16 protein-coding genes are annotated in these 18,592 nt (G+C 36.5%); 15 read left to right on the plus strand and 1 reads right to left on the minus strand.

The features are described from left to right. Nucleotides 1–122: 122 nt before the first annotated feature. From gpr to mtaB, 12 genes are all read left to right on the plus strand, one after another. Nucleotides 123–1,139, plus strand: coding sequence for a GPR endopeptidase (gene gpr, locus ACZLO7_RS07310; RefSeq protein ID WP_464938686.1), 1,017 nt, complete (start codon nucleotides 123–125; stop codon nucleotides 1,137–1,139). Between the two features lie 55 nt (nucleotides 1,140–1,194). Then, entirely contained in the window at nucleotides 1,195–2,025 is an 831-nt protein-coding gene (gene spoIIP, locus ACZLO7_RS07315) for a stage II sporulation protein P (RefSeq protein ID WP_464938685.1), read from the plus strand. Between the two features lie 62 nt (nucleotides 2,026–2,087). Further along, entirely contained in the window at nucleotides 2,088–3,923 is a 1,836-nt protein-coding gene (lepA, locus tag ACZLO7_RS07320) for a translation elongation factor 4 (RefSeq protein WP_464938684.1), read from the plus strand. A gap of 360 nt (nucleotides 3,924–4,283) precedes the next feature. Then, nucleotides 4,284–4,427, plus strand: coding sequence for a hypothetical protein (locus tag ACZLO7_RS07325; RefSeq protein WP_464938683.1), 144 nt, complete (start codon nucleotides 4,284–4,286; stop codon nucleotides 4,425–4,427). 167 nt (nucleotides 4,428–4,594) lie between these two features. Then, on the plus strand, nucleotides 4,595–5,731 hold the full coding sequence (gene hemW, locus ACZLO7_RS07330; RefSeq protein ID WP_464938682.1) for a radical SAM family heme chaperone HemW: 1,137 nt from the start codon (nucleotides 4,595–4,597) through the stop codon (nucleotides 5,729–5,731). A gap of 95 nt (nucleotides 5,732–5,826) precedes the next feature. Next, nucleotides 5,827–6,852: a heat-inducible transcriptional repressor HrcA gene (hrcA, locus tag ACZLO7_RS07335; RefSeq protein ID WP_464938681.1), complete on the plus strand. Its 1,026-nt coding sequence runs from the start codon at nucleotides 5,827–5,829 to the stop codon at nucleotides 6,850–6,852. A gap of 26 nt (nucleotides 6,853–6,878) precedes the next feature. Further along, nucleotides 6,879–7,469 carry a nucleotide exchange factor GrpE gene (gene grpE, locus ACZLO7_RS07340; RefSeq protein WP_464938680.1) on the plus strand — a complete coding sequence of 197 codons (591 nt, stop codon included), beginning with the start codon at nucleotides 6,879–6,881 and terminating at the stop codon, nucleotides 7,467–7,469. Nucleotides 7,470–7,513: 44 nt separating this feature from the next. Next, nucleotides 7,514–9,343 (plus strand): molecular chaperone DnaK, encoded by a 1,830-nt coding sequence (gene dnaK / locus ACZLO7_RS07345; protein ID WP_464938679.1) that lies wholly within the window; start codon nucleotides 7,514–7,516, stop codon nucleotides 9,341–9,343. A gap of 175 nt (nucleotides 9,344–9,518) precedes the next feature. Continuing rightward, nucleotides 9,519–10,637, plus strand: a complete 1,119-nt coding sequence (gene dnaJ / locus ACZLO7_RS07350; protein ID WP_464938678.1) for a molecular chaperone DnaJ — start codon at nucleotides 9,519–9,521, stop codon at nucleotides 10,635–10,637. A gap of 15 nt (nucleotides 10,638–10,652) precedes the next feature. Next, entirely contained in the window at nucleotides 10,653–11,597 is a 945-nt protein-coding gene (gene prmA / locus ACZLO7_RS07355) for a 50S ribosomal protein L11 methyltransferase (RefSeq protein ID WP_464938677.1), read from the plus strand. Nucleotides 11,598–11,609: 12 nt separating this feature from the next. Then, entirely contained in the window at nucleotides 11,610–12,347 is a 738-nt protein-coding gene (locus tag ACZLO7_RS07360; RefSeq protein ID WP_464938676.1) for a 16S rRNA (uracil(1498)-N(3))-methyltransferase, read from the plus strand. Between the two features lie 15 nt (nucleotides 12,348–12,362). Then, nucleotides 12,363–13,700 (plus strand): tRNA (N(6)-L-threonylcarbamoyladenosine(37)-C(2))-methylthiotransferase MtaB, encoded by a 1,338-nt coding sequence (gene mtaB, locus ACZLO7_RS07365; RefSeq protein WP_464938675.1) that lies wholly within the window; start codon nucleotides 12,363–12,365, stop codon nucleotides 13,698–13,700. Between the two features lie 154 nt (nucleotides 13,701–13,854). Here mtaB and ACZLO7_RS07370 read toward each other — a convergent pair whose 3' ends face one another. Then, complete coding sequence (locus ACZLO7_RS07370; protein ID WP_464938674.1) at nucleotides 13,855–14,418, minus strand: cupin domain-containing protein; 564 nt, start codon at nucleotides 14,416–14,418, stop codon at nucleotides 13,855–13,857. 630 nt (nucleotides 14,419–15,048) lie between these two features. On the opposite strand from ACZLO7_RS07370, the gene deoC reads away from it, so the two are divergent. From deoC to ACZLO7_RS07385, 3 genes are all read left to right on the plus strand, one after another. After that, nucleotides 15,049–15,717 (plus strand): deoxyribose-phosphate aldolase, encoded by a 669-nt coding sequence (gene deoC / locus ACZLO7_RS07375; RefSeq protein WP_464938673.1) that lies wholly within the window; start codon nucleotides 15,049–15,051, stop codon nucleotides 15,715–15,717. Between the two features lie 121 nt (nucleotides 15,718–15,838). Beyond that, a complete protein-coding gene (gene rpsU / locus ACZLO7_RS07380; protein WP_004227078.1) occupies nucleotides 15,839–16,012 on the plus strand; it encodes a 30S ribosomal protein S21 in 174 nt (57 codons plus the stop codon). 484 nt (nucleotides 16,013–16,496) lie between these two features. Continuing rightward, nucleotides 16,497–18,488 carry an ABC1 kinase family protein gene (locus ACZLO7_RS07385; RefSeq protein WP_464938672.1) on the plus strand — a complete coding sequence of 664 codons (1,992 nt, stop codon included), beginning with the start codon at nucleotides 16,497–16,499 and terminating at the stop codon, nucleotides 18,486–18,488. The last annotated feature ends 104 nt before the right edge of the window (nucleotides 18,489–18,592 follow it).

Here is an 18,592-nt window from a genome sequence, read left to right on the forward strand (position 1 = left end):
AACTGTTTCAAGTGTCTATACAACAGACATCATTTTAGCAAATCACAGTATAAAAATCAAGCATCAAATGCAAAGAATATTTACTTGACAGTTGGACCAAAATAAAAAGAGAGGTGATTAGTTTGGAAAAGAATAAATGGTATCGAACAGATTTAGTAGATGAGACGGAAGAATTTATTAATCATAGGACAAAGGAAGAGCGCGAAACATTGCGTGATTCTACAGGTATTAAGGTGTTAGAGGAAGATCGCGGGCGCGTTAAAATTACGCGCGTAGATGTCGATTCGAGTGGCGCAGAAAAAATAGGAAAGAAGGAAGGGACTTATTTTACTTTTACCATCCCGACATTAACCACAGATGATGAAGAAGGATTCAAGCAACTCGGGGAAGTTTTAGCAAAAGAATTAACAACACTTCATCCTTTTATTAAAGACAAAAATGACAGCAAAGTACTTATTATTGGGCTGGGGAATAAGACCATTACCCCTGATGCAGTAGGGCCACTAGCAATTGATGAACTGCAAAATAGTGCCACATCGATTCAAGAGCGTTGTATTATTTATGCACCAGGAGTAACAGGACAGACAGGCTACGAAACGAGTTCTTTTATAAAAGCTTTAGCTGAACAAATAAAACCGGCACTAGTTATTGTAGTAGACGCACTTGCTACAAGAGCTAGTAATCGACTTTGTAAAACCATTCAAATGACAGACACGGGGATTCATCCCGGGTCTGGCGTAGGTAATATGCGTAAAGAAATTTCAAAAGAAACAATTGGTTGTCCTGTAACTGCAATTGGCTTACCTACAGTTGTCGACGGACCAGTACTTATCGCAGATGCTGTCGATACACTTTTCCAATCTATTGCAGCTAAAATACAGGAAAAAAATAGTCCGTCCTCCGCTTTGTCTGTAACACCCTGGAGACCATCAGACTCGTCTAAGGTAGATCTAGAGGTAATAAAACCGATATTTGGCGAATGGTCGACTTGGCCAAAAGAGGAGCGTTTACAGCTGTTTGAAGAGTCTCTTGTTGGGCATGACCGATTGTTTGTAACACCGAAAAACATAGATGAATGGGTACACAACTATGCTTATCTGATTTCCGATACGTTAACGGAATGGATTGAAAGTACGTAAACTGTTCTAATTAACTCCCCTCCTCCATACATTGATAGGAGGAGGGGGATGTTAGATGCGACGGAAAATGCAAATGTGGATTGGTCTTCTATGTTTTTTCTTTATGCTGCCAATTATTACTGTAAAGTTACCAATCTGGCCACAGCAAGAGGCAACAACAACAACACCATCAGCAAAACAAGATACGAAAATAGTCTATGCTGCCAATACTGCCACTGAAAAAAATGCTTTGACAAATAATAAGGACGCTTCATTTAATACACTAATATATTTCACGCATTCCCATGAAGCTTACTATCCTATTTTGAAAAGCCGAAATCAAAAAATAACAGCCTATCATAATGCTACTAATGTTTTGCAACTAGGTTCAGTTATCGAAGCCCATTTTAAACAAAATGATCTTTCAACTGATATTTTAGAAGTTGATACGATGACAGAAATGCAGAAGAAAAATATAGCGCTTTTTAAAGCGTATGATGCTGTAAGGCCATATGTGGAAAAACAATTAGAGAAAAAAGAATATGATTTGGTGCTAGATATCCATCGTGATTCAGCAAATAAAAAAGCCACAACAACAACCTTTAATGGTGAAAAGTACGCGCGAATTGCTGTTGTAGTTGGTGGTGAAAATAAACACTCTAAATGGAATGAAGCTTATGCTAATCAGCTATCCTCTCATTTAAACCAGCTCGTTCCTAATATCTCTAGAGGTGTTATGAAAAAAGAAGGTTCGGGCGTAAACGGTATATATAACCAAGATCTTTCAAAAAAACTTCTAGTAGTTGAATTAGGTGGAGTAGATAATACGGAAGACGAATTAAACCGTACCATTGCCATTTTGGCAAGAGCAATTTCGGAAGCATTTTCAAATCAAACTTCATCATAATATTGCATAAAATAGCTGTTCACTGCTATAATTCAAAATAGTTTATATAGGAGTGGACACGCATGAACAGAGAAGAACGTTTGAAACGACAAGAAAATATTAGAAATTTCTCCATTATTGCTCATATTGACCACGGGAAATCAACATTAGCAGATCGTATATTGGAAACTACAAAAAGTTTATCTTCCCGCGAGATGAAAAATCAGCTTCTAGATTCTATGGATTTAGAAAGAGAACGTGGCATTACCATCAAATTAAATGCAGTTCAATTACAATATCAAGCTAGGGATGGAGAGATTTATACCTTCCATTTAATCGATACTCCTGGACACGTCGATTTCACTTACGAAGTATCTCGTAGTCTTGCAGCTTGTGAAGGTGCTATTTTAGTTGTCGATGCTGCTCAAGGTATTGAAGCGCAGACACTTGCGAACGTATATTTAGCATTAGACAATGACCTTGAAATTCTTCCTGTTATTAATAAAATCGATTTACCTTCAGCAGATCCAGAACGCGTACGTCAAGAAGTAGAAGATGTCATCGGTTTAGATGCATCTGAAGCAGTACTTGCCTCTGCTAAAGCAGGTATCGGTATTGAAGATATTTTAGAACAAATTGTTGAAAAGGTACCTGCGCCAACAGGAGATCCTGATGCGCCACTAAAAGCATTAATTTTCGATTCTTTATATGATTCATATCGTGGTGTAATTACTTACATCCGGGTTGTAGAAGGAACAGTTAAGGCTGGCGATAAAATTCGTATGATGGCGACAGGTAAAGAATTTGAAGTTGTTGAAGTAGGGGTATCAACACCTAAGCCAACACTATGTAAAGAATTAACTGTCGGTGATGTAGGTTTCTTAACAGCATCTATCAAAAACGTAGGTGATACGCGCGTAGGTGATACTATTACCTTAGCCAACAATCCTGCTACCGAGCCATTAGCTGGTTACCGTAAGTTAAATCCTATGGTTTATTGTGGTTTATATCCAATCGATACTGCTAAGTATAATGATCTTCGTGATGCATTAGAAAAGCTAGAGCTAAATGACTCTGCATTACAATATGAACCTGAAACTTCACAAGCTTTAGGTTTCGGATTCAGATGTGGTTTCTTAGGTTTACTTCATATGGAAATCATTCAAGAGCGTATTGAACGTGAATTCAAAATCGATTTAATCACTACTGCACCAAGCGTAATCTACCATGTGCAGATGACAGACGGTTCTGAAGTTCAAGTGGACAACCCGTCTATGATGCCGGACCCTCAAAAAATTGATCGTATTGAAGAACCATATGTAAAAGCAACAATTATGGTACCTAACGATTATGTTGGAGCAGTTATGGAAATTTGCCAACGTAAACGTGGTAACTTTATGACGATGGACTATATTGACTCGACTCGTGTAAGTATTTACTATGAGATTCCACTTTCAGAAATTGTCTATGATTTCTTTGACCAATTAAAATCAAGTACGAAGGGCTACGCTTCTTTCGATTATGAATTAATTGGCTATCATCCATCTAAATTGATGAAAATGGATATCCTTTTAAATGGTGAACAAGTCGATGCACTAAGCTTCATCGTGCATAACGATTTTGCTTATGAACGTGGTAAAGTCATCGTTGAAAAACTTAAAAATCTAATTCCACGTCAACAATTTGAAGTACCGATTCAAGCAGCAATCGGTCAAAAAATCGTTGCTCGTTCAACAATTAAAGCGATGCGTAAAAACGTTTTAGCTAAATGTTACGGTGGAGATATCTCTCGTAAACGTAAACTTTTAGATAAACAAAAAGAAGGTAAGAAACGTATGAAACAAGTCGGTTCAGTTGAAGTACCTCAAGAAGCATTCATGGCTGTACTTAAAATGGACGACGATGCACCTAAAAAATAATAATGATTTACCACATGATAAATCATTATAACTAAGCGGTTGTGTGATATGGAGGTTTGAAGCCACCATATTACCACCGCTTTTTGTTTTTTTATAGAGATTAAAGGGTTTTAAAATTTTTTTGACTTTGTACCTTATTTTTAGGTTTAACGCAGGAATAAACAGGGTAAAAACTTATTACGAGGTAAAATCATATAAAAACAGGGAAGTTTTCGACATTTTTCGCTAAAAAGTGAGATTTGAGGTATTCAAAATACAAAAGTTTTGATAAGCTTATTAAACACTATATGTATAGTGAATTTATGGATTAATGAATGTAAGGAGTGAGTTCAAATCGACTATCGTGATGGAAACGACCGTTTGGATCGCTTAATGGCAACGCTAGAAGCTGAACTTTTAGCTTTTGAGGCACGTGTGGCTCATATGCAGGAAAAATTAAATGAAATTAAACAAGAAGAAGCAAATATACAGCATGAAATTGTTGAATATAAAAAAGCAGTGTAAAGAAGTTACAGTGGGTATTATTATCGCTGTAACTTTTTTTCGTTTTAAAGTGACGATAATTCCATTGTTTTGCGTTTCAGCTTAAATACTATAGAATGAAGCTACGTGTTTGAAAGAGTGAATTTATATAAGAACAGATAAATTTCGACAAGAAAGAAGGAATCAGATTGGCTAGAGGCGTTTATATACACATTCCATTTTGCCATCAAATTTGCAATTATTGCGATTTTAATAAAGTGTTTTTCAAAAACCAGCCGGTCGATGAATATATAGAAGCATTAGGTATGGAAATGAAATTATGGACTGAAGACAAAGAGGCTTTTAGTCATATAGAAACCATTTTTTTAGGTGGAGGAACACCAACATCTTTATCCCCAGCTCAACTCTCAAGATTATTAACTTTGATTAAAACGTATATTCCAATGGAACATGTTACAGAATTTACATCAGAGGCAAATCCAGATGAATTAACAAAAGAAAAATTAAAAGTACTTTTTAACGGTGGAGTAAATCGTTTAAGTTTAGGTGTACAAGCTTTTCAACCAGAACTATTGAAAAAACTAGGGCGTACACATTCCAATGAAGATGTTTTTGAAACGATTAAGGAAGCAAAAAAAATAGGATTTGAGAACATTAGCATTGATTTAATGTATGGACTACCTGGTCAAACGATGGACGAATGGAAAGCAACGCTAAAAATGGCTTTTGACTTAAATCTCCCGCATTACTCAGCATATTCGCTTATTGTAGAGTCCAAGACGATTTTCTATAACTTAATGAACAAAGGGAAATTGAGCTTGCCTGGTGAAGACAAAGAGGCAGATATGTATGAGGAATTGATGCAACAAATGGAGTCACATGGTTGGCATCAATACGAAATAAGTAATTTCGCCAAAGATGGACATTCTTCTATTCATAATCGTATTTATTGGGACAATGATGAATACGCTGGCTTTGGTGCAGGAGCTCATGGTTATGTCAATGGCATTCGTTACTCAAACCATGCTCCATTAAAAAAATATATCAGTACATTAGAATCCGGAGAAAGACCCATACTAAAAACGCATGAAGTAACACAAAATGAAAAAATTGAAGAAGAACTTTTTCTAGGTTTACGAAAAACAGCAGGAATATCTAAATCTCATTTTGAAGAGAAGTTTGGCTGTACGATTGAAAGCGTATATGATGAAAAGCTAAAATCACTCGTTTCAGTGGGGCTTTTATCTAATGATAAAGACGCTGTAAAGTTAACGAAAAAAGGACGTTTTGTGGGAAATGAAGTTTTTGAAGAATTTTTACTATAAACACATGCGTTTCCGTTGACATAAAATAATAGATTTGATAAGTTAAATATAGTATTAGCACTCTTCTTTAGTGAGTGCTAACAGAGGTGATGATCATGCTAACAAATCGGCAGTTACAAGTATTGCAAGTAATCGTAGATGACTTCATTATGTCAGCGCAACCAGTTGGCTCTCGACAGATCTCGAAGAAGGAAGGTATTACTTTTAGTCCAGCAACCATTCGTAACGAAATGGCGGATTTAGAAGAACTAGGTTACCTAGAAAAAACGCATACTTCATCGGGGCGAGTTCCGTCTGAAAAAGGTTACAGATTTTATGTGGATCATTTGCTTAAACCTCAAGTAATTACAACAAAAGAGATTCACAAAATCCAATCTGTTTTCCAAGATCGGATTATGGAAACTGAACAAGTAATTCGGAAGTCAGCTACGATTTTATCTGAATTGACGTCATACACATCTATATTATTAGGGCCGGATGTGCAGTTGCATAAAGTTAAACGATTTTCAATTGTACCTTTAACAACTGATTCTGCAGTCGCTATTATCGTTACAGATAATGGGCATGTTGAAAATCGCATTTTCTCTTTACCGTCGGATTTTTCACCGTCGGATATAGAGAAGGTCATAAATATTTTAAACGAACGACTAATTGGCGTTCCGTTAGAGCATCTTCAAAGAAAGCTCGAACTTGAAACGGCAGCGGTTATAAAACAACATCTCGGGACTTATGACGGATTACTTTCGTCATTAATAGACGTGACAGCACATCAATCAGAAGGTAAAATCTTCTATGGTGGCAAAACGAATATGTTCAATCAACCTGAGTTTCATGACATAAACAAAGTTCGAATGCTTATGGAACTAATGGAAAAAACTACTCAAATCCAATCCATTTTCCCTTTGAACCAATCAGGAATACACATTCGTATTGGCTCTGAAAACAATCATTTAGCGATGGAAAATTGCAGTGTTATCACAGCATCTTACTCAGTAGGTGAGGGACAAAGTGGTTCAATAGCCATTATCGGCCCAACAAGGATGGATTATCGACGTGTCGTTGCATTACTCGACTTTATGAGTGGCGATTTAACGCGCCAACTGACACAAAAACCGAGGTAGAGAGCGACATTATAGGAGGATGGAAAGTGTCTAAAACAAATGAAACTAAAGAGCAAACAGTAGAAGAAAATGCAGTAGTTGAAGAACAATTAAATGAACAAGATGAAAACGTAGTAGATTCTGAAGCTGTAGAAGCTACACCTGAACTAACTGTTGAGGAGCAGCATCAAGCAGAAATTACAGCGCTAGAGCAAAAATTGGACGAAGCAGAAAGTCGTTTCCTTCGATTACGTGCGGACTACGATAATTTAAAACGCCGCTCTCAAACTGAACGCGTGGCACAAGAGAAGTATCGCTCGCAAAATTTGTTAACGGATTTGCTTCCGGTATTAGACAATTTCGAACGAGCTTTACAAGTTGAAGCTACAACGGAAGATGCCGAATCCATGAAAAAAGGGATTGAAATGGTATACCGTTCATTAATAGAAGCAACAACAAAAGAAGGCTTAGAACCGGTAGCATCTGAAGGAGAAGCGTTTGATCCAAACATTCACCACGCTGTTATGCAAGAACAGGATGATTCTAAAGAGCAAGGAATCGTTTTACAAGAGCTACAAAAGGGGTATAAGCTAAAAGACCGTGTACTACGACCAGCAATGGTTAAAGTTAATGAATAAATTCTAAAAAGAAAAAATGAATGAAAATCTAGGAGGACTATGTAATGAGCAAAATTATCGGTATTGACTTAGGGACTACAAACTCATGTGTATCAGTATTAGAAGGCGGAGAACCAATCGTAATCGCTAACAAAGAAGGCGCACGTACAACACCATCAGTTGTAGCATTCAAAAACGGCGAACGCCAAGTTGGTGAAGTTGCTAAACGCCAATCAATTACAAATCCAAACACAATCATGTCTATTAAGCGTCATATGGGTACTGACTACAAAATAACTGTAGAAGGTACAGAATATACTCCTCAACAGGTATCAGCAATGATTTTACAACATTTAAAAGACTTCGCTGAAGACTACTTAGGAGAAAAAGTAACACAAGCTGTTATTACAGTTCCTGCTTACTTCAACGATGCACAACGTCAAGCTACAAAAGACGCTGGTAAAATTGCTGGTCTTGAAGTTGAACGTATTATCAATGAACCAACAGCAGCAGCACTTGCTTACGGCTTAGAAAAAACAGATGTAGATCAAACTGTTCTAGTATTTGACCTTGGTGGTGGTACATTTGACGTATCGATCCTTGAACTAGGTGACGGTGTATTCGAAGTAAAAGCAACAGCTGGTGATAACGCTCTTGGTGGAGATGACTTTGACCAAAAAATTATCGATTTCTTAGTTGCTGAATTCAAAAAAGAAAACGGCATTGATTTAGCTAAAGATAAAATGGCGTTACAACGTTTGAAAGACGCTGCTGAAAAAGCGAAAAAAGAATTATCAGGTGTAACAACAGCTCAAATTTCACTACCTTTCATCACTGCTGGTGAAGCAGGTCCATTACACTTAGAAGTTTCTTTATCTCGTGCGAAATTCAATGAAATCACAGCTGATTTAGTTGAACGTACAATGATTCCAACTCGTCAAGCATTAAAGGATGCTGGACTATCTGCTTCTGAAATCGATCAAGTAATCCTTGTTGGTGGTTCAACTCGTATTCCTGCAGTACAAGACGCAGTGAAAAAAGAAACTGGTAAAGAGCCTCATAAAGGTGTTAACCCTGATGAAGTAGTAGCTATGGGTGCTGCTGTACAAGGTGGCGTATTAACTGGTGATGTAAAAGACGTTGTACTTCTTGACGTAACTCCACTTTCACTTGGTATCGAAACAATGGGTGGCGTTTTCACTAAATTAATCGATCGTAATACAACGATCCCAACTTCTAAATCACAAACATTCTCAACAGCCGCAGATAACCAACCTGCTGTAGATATTCACGTATTACAAGGTGAACGTCCAATGGCTGCTGATAACAAAACTTTAGGTCGTTTCCAACTTTCAGATATCCCTGCTGCACCACGTGGCATACCTCAAATCGAAGTTACATTCGATATTGATAAAAACGGTATCGTAAACGTTAAAGCTAAAGACCTTGGAACTCAAAAAGAACAAACTATTACTATTCAGTCTGATAGCTCATTATCTGATGAAGATATCGAACGCATGGTAAAAGAAGCGGAATTACACGCTGAAGAAGATAAAACACGTAAAGAAGAAGCTGAACTTCGTAACGAAGCAGACCAACTTGTTTTCCAAGTAGATAAAACAATCACAGACCTTGGCGAACAAATCACTGAAGATGAGAAAAAATCAGTAGAAGATGCTAAAGAAGAGCTAACAAAAGCAATTGAACTTGGCGAAATCGAAGGCATCAAAACTTCTAAAGAAAAATTAGAAGGCATTCTTCAGCCTTTAGTAATGAAAGTATATGAGCAAGCAGCTCAACAACAAGCAGCACAAGGCGAACAAGGCCCAACAGCTGATAAAAAAGATGACGGCGTAGTCGATGCAGACTTCACTGAAGTTGACGATAACAAATAATGCTAAAAAATAGAGCGCATTTTTAGTGCGCTTGAACGGTGCAAATTAATTTTATGCATTGTTGTTTTGAAAGAAGCCAAAGACCGCCTCGGGCTTTGGCTTTTTTCAATGTTTTTTGCCATTTGTTCTTTCCATGTTACAATATATTTTATGCAAACGGAGCGGAGTGTGAAAAATGAATAAACGAGATTATTATGAAGTCTTAGGTCTTCAAAAATCAGCGTCAAAAGACGAAATTAAAAAAGCTTATCGTAAACTATCAAAACAATACCACCCTGATTTGAACAAAGAGGCAGGGGCAGAAGAAAAATTTAAAGAAATTGCTGAAGCTTATGAAGTGTTAAGCGATGACCAAAAAAAAGCACGCTATGACCAGTTTGGACATCAAGATCCTAATCAAGGATTTGGTGGCGGTGGCGGAGATGGCTTCGGCTTTGAAGACATTTTCAGTTCATTCTTTGGCGGAGGTGGCGGAAGCCGTCGTCGTGATCCAAATGCACCAACAAAAGGTGATGATCTGCAATATCGCATGACGATTAGTTTTGAAGAAGCGGTATTCGGTAAAGAAACTGAAATCGAAATTCCTCGTGATGAAAATTGTGAAACTTGTCATGGCTCTGGTGCAAAACCAGGTACATCAAAAGACACATGTTCTCACTGTAATGGCCAAGGTCAAATCAATGAGACAGTGACTACACCATTTGGTCAAATGGTAAACCGCCGTACTTGTGGTTATTGTAAAGGTAGCGGTCAAATTATCAAGGATAAGTGTTCAACTTGTCACGGTGCAGGGACAGTTAAAAAACGTAAAAAAATCAAAGTTACAATTCCAGCAGGTGTTGATGATGGTCAACAATTGCGCGTAAGTGGTCAAGGTGAAGCGGGTACGAATGGTGGCCCAGCAGGTGACCTTTACATCGTATTCCATGTTCGTGCACATGATAAATTCGAACGTGATGGCGACGATATTTATCTAGAGCTACCAATTACATTTGCTCAAGCGGCTCTTGGTGATGATATCGAAGTATCAACAGTCCATGGTAAAGTGAAAATGAAAATTCCTACAGGTACACAATCTGGAGATAGATTCCGCTTAAAAGGAAAAGGCGTCAAGAACGTTCATGGTTATGGAACAGGCGATCAACATGTTATCGTAAGCGTTGTAACACCGAAGAAATTAACTGAAAAACAAAAACAATTATTGCGCGAATTTGCTAGTATTTCAGGAGATATCCCAGAAGAGCAAGGTAGCACATTGTTTGATAAAATTAAAAACAAATTTAAAGGTGAATAAGGGAGTTGGCTACAAGTGAAATGGTCGGAGCTATCCATCCATACAACAAGTGAAGCGGTTGAAGCGATTTCGAATATTCTTCACGAAGCTGGAGCAAGCGGTGTCGTGATAGAGGATTCAGAGGATTATGGTAAAGAACGTGCAGATCAATTTGGAGAGATTTATGATTTAAATCCTAAAGATTTTCCTAAGGATGGTGTCATTGTAAAAGCTTATTTGGCTGAAACAAGTTTTTTAGGTGAAACTGTTGAAGAAATTAAAGTTGCCATCAATAATCTTGTGAATTATGACATTAATATTGGTCACAATAAAGTGACATTGAATGAAGTGAATGAGGAAGATTGGGCAACTGCATGGAAAAAGTATTATCATCCTGTGAAGATTTCTAACCGTTTCACGATTGTGCCAACTTGGGAAGACTATGAACCTGTAAACAGTGATGAGCTAATCATTGAACTTGATCCGGGTATGGCTTTTGGTACAGGAACCCACCCTACAACTGTTTTATGTTTACAAGCATTAGAAAAAACAATTAAAGCTACCGACTCAGTTGTAGACGTTGGTACAGGATCAGGTGTTTTATCTATCGGTGCGGCGTTGCTAGGAGCAAAACATATTCATGCACTTGACTTGGATGAAGTAGCCGTACGCTCAGCAATTGAAAATGTTCAGCTAAATAAGGTTGAAGAAGTTATTGATGTTATGCAAGGAAATCTTTTAGATACTGTTAAAGAGCCTGCAGACGTTGTAGTTGCTAATATCCTAGCTGAAGTCATTATGACCTTCACAGATGATGCTTATACAATCGTAAAACCTGGCGGCCTATTTATTACTTCGGGTATTATTGAAGCAAAGAAGGACGATGTGAAAGTATCTCTTGAAAAAGCAGGCTTTATAATCGAAGAAGTAATGATGATGGAAGATTGGGTAGCAATTATTTCACGAAAATCAGTAAATTGATGGAGTGTTACTATGCAACGATATTTTATAAACGAATCCTTTGATAATCAATTAGCCATAATTAGTGGCGAAGATGCACATCATATAACAAAAGTGATGCGTATGCGTGTAGGCGATGAAATCATAGTTGTTCATAATGGTGAAGCAACAATCAGTCGTATATCGGACTTTACTGAAGAGGGCGTACATGTAGAAAAGACTGACGATGTAATGCCATCACCCGAACTACCTATTCGAGTAACAATAGCTTGTGGTTTACCAAAGGGCGATAAGTTAGATTTAATTGTCCAAAAGTCAACTGAGTTAGGTATGCATGCATTACTTCCTTTTGAAGCTGAGCGATCAATTGTCAAATGGGATGGGAAAAAAGGTAAAAAGAAGCAAGAGCGCTTACAGAAAATTGCTAAGGAAGCAGCGGAGCAATCTCATCGTACGCATATCCCGACGATTGAAGAACCAGTGAACTTCTCACAATTACTTAAAAAAGTCTCTGAATTTGATGTTGTCTTTTTAGCCGATGAAGAGGATGCTAAACAACTAGAACGAACTCGGTTTGCTGAGCAATTAAAAAAAGTGAATGATTATAAATCAATCCTTGTCATATTTGGTCCTGAAGGCGGTATATCTCGAAAAGAGGCTACCGCTTTACAAGGATTAGGATGTCAATGTATTTCACTAGGACCAAGAATTTTACGTGCGGAAACGGCGCCATTATATGTTCTTTCCGCAATTTCTTATGAATTTGAATGAAAGAGGTGACGAGCCTTGTCTTCAGTGGCTTTTCATACATTAGGATGTAAAGTAAATCACTATGAAACAGAGGCGATTTGGCAACTGTTTCAAGATGAAGGTTATGAACGCAAAGAATTTGACCATCATGCAGATGTCTATGTTATTAATACTTGTACAGTTACGAATACAGGAGATAAGAAAAGTCGACAAGTTATTCGCCGTGCAATTAGACAAAACCCTGATGCTGTTATTTGCGTAACAGGATGTTATGCTCAAACTTCTCCAGCAGAAATTATGGCGATTCCCGGTGTAGATATTGTAGTTGGGACGCAAGACCGTACAAAAATGATTGGCTATATTGAACAATACAAAAATGAACGTCAGCCTATCAATGCTGTACGAAACATTATGAAAAACCGAGTTTATGAAGAACTAGATGTTCCTTATTTCACTGACCGCACTCGTGCGTCATTGAAAATCCAAGAAGGTTGTAATAACTTCTGTACATTCTGTATAATCCCATGGGCACGTGGTTTAATGCGTTCTCGTGATCCGCATGAGGTCGTGCATCAAGCACAACAACTTGTAGATGCTGGTTATTTAGAAATTGTTTTAACAGGTATCCACACAGGTGGTTATGGGCAAGATTTAAAAGACTATAATCTAGCCCAACTATTACGTGACTTAGAAGAGAATGTAAAAGGTTTAAAACGTTTACGTATTAGTTCTATAGAAGCTAGTCAATTAACCGATGAAGTGATAGAAGTTTTACGCGATTCTAATATCGTCGTAAATCATTTACATATTCCAATTCAATCGGGCTCTGATACTGTACTTAAACGTATGCGTCGTAAATACACTATGGAATTCTTCGGTGAGCGTTTAGATCGATTACGTGAAGTGTTACCGCATCTAGCTGTTACTTCTGATGTAATCGTTGGATTCCCTGGTGAAACAGAAGAAGAATTCATGGAGACATATAACTTCATCAACAATCACAAATTTGCTGAATTGCATGTATTCCCATACTCTAAACGTACTGGAACACCAGCAGCTCGTATGGAAGATCAGGTTGACGAAGAAGTGAAAAACGAACGCGTACACCGCTTATTAACACTAAATGATCAACTGGCTAAAGAATACGCTTCTCAATTCGAAAACGAAGTATTAGAAATCATTCCTGAAGAACATATTAAAGAAGGAAAAGATGCAGGGCTTTACGCTGGTTATTCAGACAACTATTTAAAAGTTATCTTTGAGGGCAACGAAGAGATGATCGGTAAACTAGTGAAAGTGAAAGTAACGAAAGCTGGTTATCCACAGTCTGAAGGTCAATTTGTACGTGTACTAGAAGAAGTACAAGTAAACTAAACTATTTAGCTGACAACAAATTTATAAACCCTGAAAACGAATGTATTTTCGTTTTCGGGGTTTTACTTTTGAGAGTAGCAAATGAATGTGAAAATTTCAGTCGTTGATTTAAAAAAGTTTGATTAGAAATAGTCTTAAAACGTTTATTACTTATTTATTGAAAGCAAATATATAAACAACCTTGATTCAGTAAGGGATAGTGTTCCCAGGGCTGTATTTCTCTTAATTCCTTTGTATCCCAATTATAAACGAAAATATTAGGCTTGTATTTTTCAATGACTCCTACAGAAAAGATCATACGACTGGAAGAGGTTTTTTTAAAATGTTGAGTAAGTTTTGTCTTTCGAACGCTCTTATCTTTATATATCATAAATTCGTTTTGTTCATATACACACGGATTTTGTTCAGGTGTTGCGAATATAAGTATATGTAACGGATTATGGCTGTTATTGTGATAACCATGTACATAATTCGTCCATCCAAATACAATCTCATTTTCAATAGCTTTTACTTGATGTTTAAAACTTATATCATAAGTAAGCTCACCCTGTAGTATGATAGCGCTATCTTCGCCATAAGGGTGAAAATGAGCCGGAATACCCTCATCGTCCTCATCAATTTGAAAATACAATATACGATGGTTTCGGTCTATACTTTCCCATACTTTTTCGAATTTTGTATTTGACTCCATTATCGCTTGAAGATTAACATTCTCCATCTAATCACCTCAAGTACAGAATAACGGGCTACCTTGAAAAAAACATTGGACTAAATACTGAAATTAATATGTCTACTATCCTTGTTTCACAGAATCCTTCCTTAGTGTGAAACCTTCCATTTCTTAATATAATAAATGATATAAAAAAAGTCGACCTAGTTCTGTCAGTATCGACTCGTTAAAACGGTTAAACTTTATTTCAAAACCACATCTATTTATTAATCTATCAAGGGTAGTAAAGTTTTGCTTTGGAATAATAAGGAGATGAAACGCTATAATATTTTAATTTTAAATATTATAGCGCTAAAATATATGACGTTAGATTATAATGTGGGCATTACATTGCTAATTCAACAATTGAAGATGCAAATGCTTGAGTAGCTGGACAAAAATAGTTTTAAAATGGTGGATGTTAAAATCAGTAACGATGTTTTCTTTACTAGTGCTAGGTTTAGGCGGTATAGAATAAAACTGTACTTGTGGGGATAATAGATATAATGACTTTTTTCTAACAGAATCAATATTTTTACAGTAGTGGGTTTGTATATAGCATAATAGTGGTAAGTGAACTATAAATCATGGTAATATGAAGAGGTACGTACATCTATTTAATCAAAGGAGTTTTCATTCATGACTAAAAACTACGCGTTATTAATCGATCATACATTATTAAAACCTGAAGCTACAAAAGAACAAATTGCAACTCTTTGTCAAGAAGCTAAAAAATATGACTTTGCTTCGGTTTGTGTTAATCCGACATGGGTAGCAGAAGCAGCAAAACATCTTGAAGGGGCAAAATCAGTTGTTTGTACTGTTATTGGTTTTCCATTAGGAGCTCAAACAAGTGCAACAAAAGCATTTGAAACAAAAGATGCAATTGCAAATGGTGCTAGTGAAATCGATATGGTGATTAATATAGGTGCCCTTAAATCAGGTCAACTTGATGTTGTTAAATCTGATATTCAAGCTGTTGTTGATGCAGCGAATGGTACTTTAGTTAAAGTTATTATTGAAACTTGTTTGCTAACTGAAGAAGAAAAAGTGGTAGCTTGCCAACTGTCTAAAGAAGTAGGTGCTGATTTTGTGAAAACTTCTACTGGCTTTTCAACTGGTGGCGCAACTGCAGCCGATATAGCGTTAATGCGCAAAACAGTTGGACCAGAGATGGGTGTAAAAGCTTCGGGTGGTGTTCGCAGTTTAGAAGATCTAGAAGCTATGGTTGAAGCCGGGGCTACTAGAATCGGTGCAAGCTCTGGTGTAAAAATTATGAACGGATTAAAATCAGATTCTGAATATTAATTCGAGCATGAGTATTGACCAATTTGTATCAATAAGGTATAATTTTTTAGTACACAGCATTAACATGTTCTCTTATGCTAATGTTCGTATTTGATGTGTGTTCGGAGGGAGGGAAAGAGAGATGTCAAAAACTGTCGTTAGAAAAAACGAATCGCTTGAAGATGCTCTTCGCCGCTTCAAACGTACTGTTTCTAAAAGTGGTACAATTCAAGAGGTTAGAAAACGCGAATTCTATGAAAAGCCTAGCGTAAAACGCAAAAAGAAATCAGAAGCTGCACGTAAACGTAAGTGGTAATTTAATTTCCTAGACAATCCCTACGTTCAAAACACGCAACATCATGATTGATTAAAATTGCAAATGACCTAAACCGAGAAATCCTTGTGATTTCTCGGTTTATTTTTGTGCATTTTTTTAAGAGTTTAATATGGTTTAGTAGTTAGTAAAGTGAAGACATGTATTTAATATAGCTACACACTTTGAGCGCTAGTTTAGAGAAATCCACTACAAAAGGTACTTAATGAAATAACGGTAATAGATACATAGCATATAAACTGTCTGCTTTATGTAGTAAGGAGAAGTAAAAATGATACACCTACCAGGGCAAGTCTCCAGAAAATGGCAAAAACAACAGGATGTATGGTGGAGTAGCAGCATTCACAAGTTAGTTTCATTCAAAAAAAGAATGTGCTAGTTTTTTATTTTTGATGTACTTTACAAGCAATCGTATGGCAATTTGTGATTTAATTATAGACATCATACAGGATATGTAGGTGAAGCGATGCATTATATTTGGACTGTATTACAACTTTTATTGGTTGGTTTTATTATTTATTTTGTCAGTGGTCGGTTAATCGGTACGAAATTGAATTTTATGAAGCGAATATTATCAGCGGTATTTAGTTTGACTTTCACAACTTTTGTCTATTGGTATTCGTATTTACGTCATACCGATTATAAAAGCGAAGACATGGTGCAAGCAGTAACGAATGTCAGTACACTTGTGTGGATCGGCAGTATGTTATTAATTGCAATGTTATTTTATTTAATTTTAGAGCTGTTTGATCCTATTCAACTAGGTGCAAAAGGAGAAAGATTAACAGGACAAAAAAATATTATCACAAGATTTCGTGGACGGTTTCATCGGCAAAAGAGACTTGTGGAAGTATTTCAAATCGCCTTTAAACATGGTATAGGTAAAGCGTTGAAGTATAAGCGTACGTACGAAAATGATCGCTATTTAGCAATAGCACTTCGTAATATGTTAGAAGAGTGCGGAGGTATTTTCATTAAATTCGGACAGGTTTTATCAGCTCGGAAAGATATTTTCCCTGCCGTTTTTATAGAAGAATTATCTACATTGCAACAAAATGTTAAACCCATGACGGCTGAGCAAGTAAAGAAGAGACTGGAAAAAGATTTATCAAAACCGATGTCGGAAGTGTTTCGGAGTTTTAATATGCAGCCTATTGCTTCGGGTTCTATAGGTCAAGTACATAAGGCTATCTTGAGAGAGAATGGCAAAGAGGTTGTTATAAAATTATTAAGGCCAAATATAACGACGGTCATGCAAAAAGACTTAGATATATTATTGCACTTTTCAAATTGGTTAGTTGAAGAGTCATCTTGGGCTGAAAATTTAGGGTTCCATCAGCTTGCAATTGGCTTTGCTAATAGTTTACTTGAAGAGATTAATTTCGAAATGGAAGTTCGCAATATGGAACAAGTTTCGAATGCGCTCTCTAAAAGCAAAAATAAAATTAAGATTCCACATGTTTATAAAGAATATAGCAATGAATATTTACTCGTTTTAGAATACATTCAGGGTGTCAGCATTTATAACTACCAAAATGAGTTTGAAAAAACAAATGAAAAAAGGTATAAATTACTAAGTTCGATTTATGATAGCTTTTTAGAGCAGTTATTAGTAGCGGGGGTATTTCATGCTGATCCCCATCCAGGAAATATATTTGTCATGAATGATGGCACGGCAGCATTTTTAGATTTTGGAGCAGTTGGTAGACTAGGGCCTTTACAACAAAAAGGTTTGAGAACGCTATTTATTGGTATTGAACGAAATGATCCTGAAGTTGTGTTAGAAGGCTTGAAGCATCTACATGTAGGTCCTAACGGAATGGATGAAGAAGGTTTATTACAAGCATTAAGCCAGTTGCTCATTCAATTACAATATTTAGATAAAGTATCAACTGAAGAACTTGTTCAAACCCTATTTACTATTATCCAGCATTATGAGTTGAAGCTCTATCCAATGGTAGGAGTAGCTTTGCGTGCTTTAATAACTTTAGAAGGTACGCTAAATGGCATAGATTCAAATTTTGATTTATTCTCAGAAGCAAAACGCTTTACAGCAAAAAACAAACGATCTTTTGTGACTATTTCAAGTCCTACAGAACTAAAAGATCATTTACAACAAGAACTGATTATGATGTTACCAATGCTCAAACAAATGCCTAAAAAAATAGACCATATTACAACAAGATTAGAAAAAGGTGAGATGAAGGTCAAGCTGGATATGTTCTCAGGTAAGGAGAATACTTTGTTTATCTCGCAATGGTTCTCACTTTTTATATTATTAATGGTCGGTATTACGTTTGGTATTATTTCAGTTGCACTTTTAGCCATTTCACAATTTATAAATACCGCGTATGCAGTTTATTTAAATACGGTGTCTTTCTTAGGTTTATTTTTAAGTGCAGTATTACTTGTCAGATTATCAGTTCAAGCGATTAGAAATTCAAAGAGAGCATTATAAGAAGTATGTAATCCGTCTTCGATTTGAAGGCGGATTTTATTTTAATTAAATTTGAAACTTTTTTGTAGTTCAACCGTAGATTATTTAGGCATACTACATAGTAG

The sequence above is a fragment of the Viridibacillus sp. d25.2 genome, assembly GCF_055456015.2.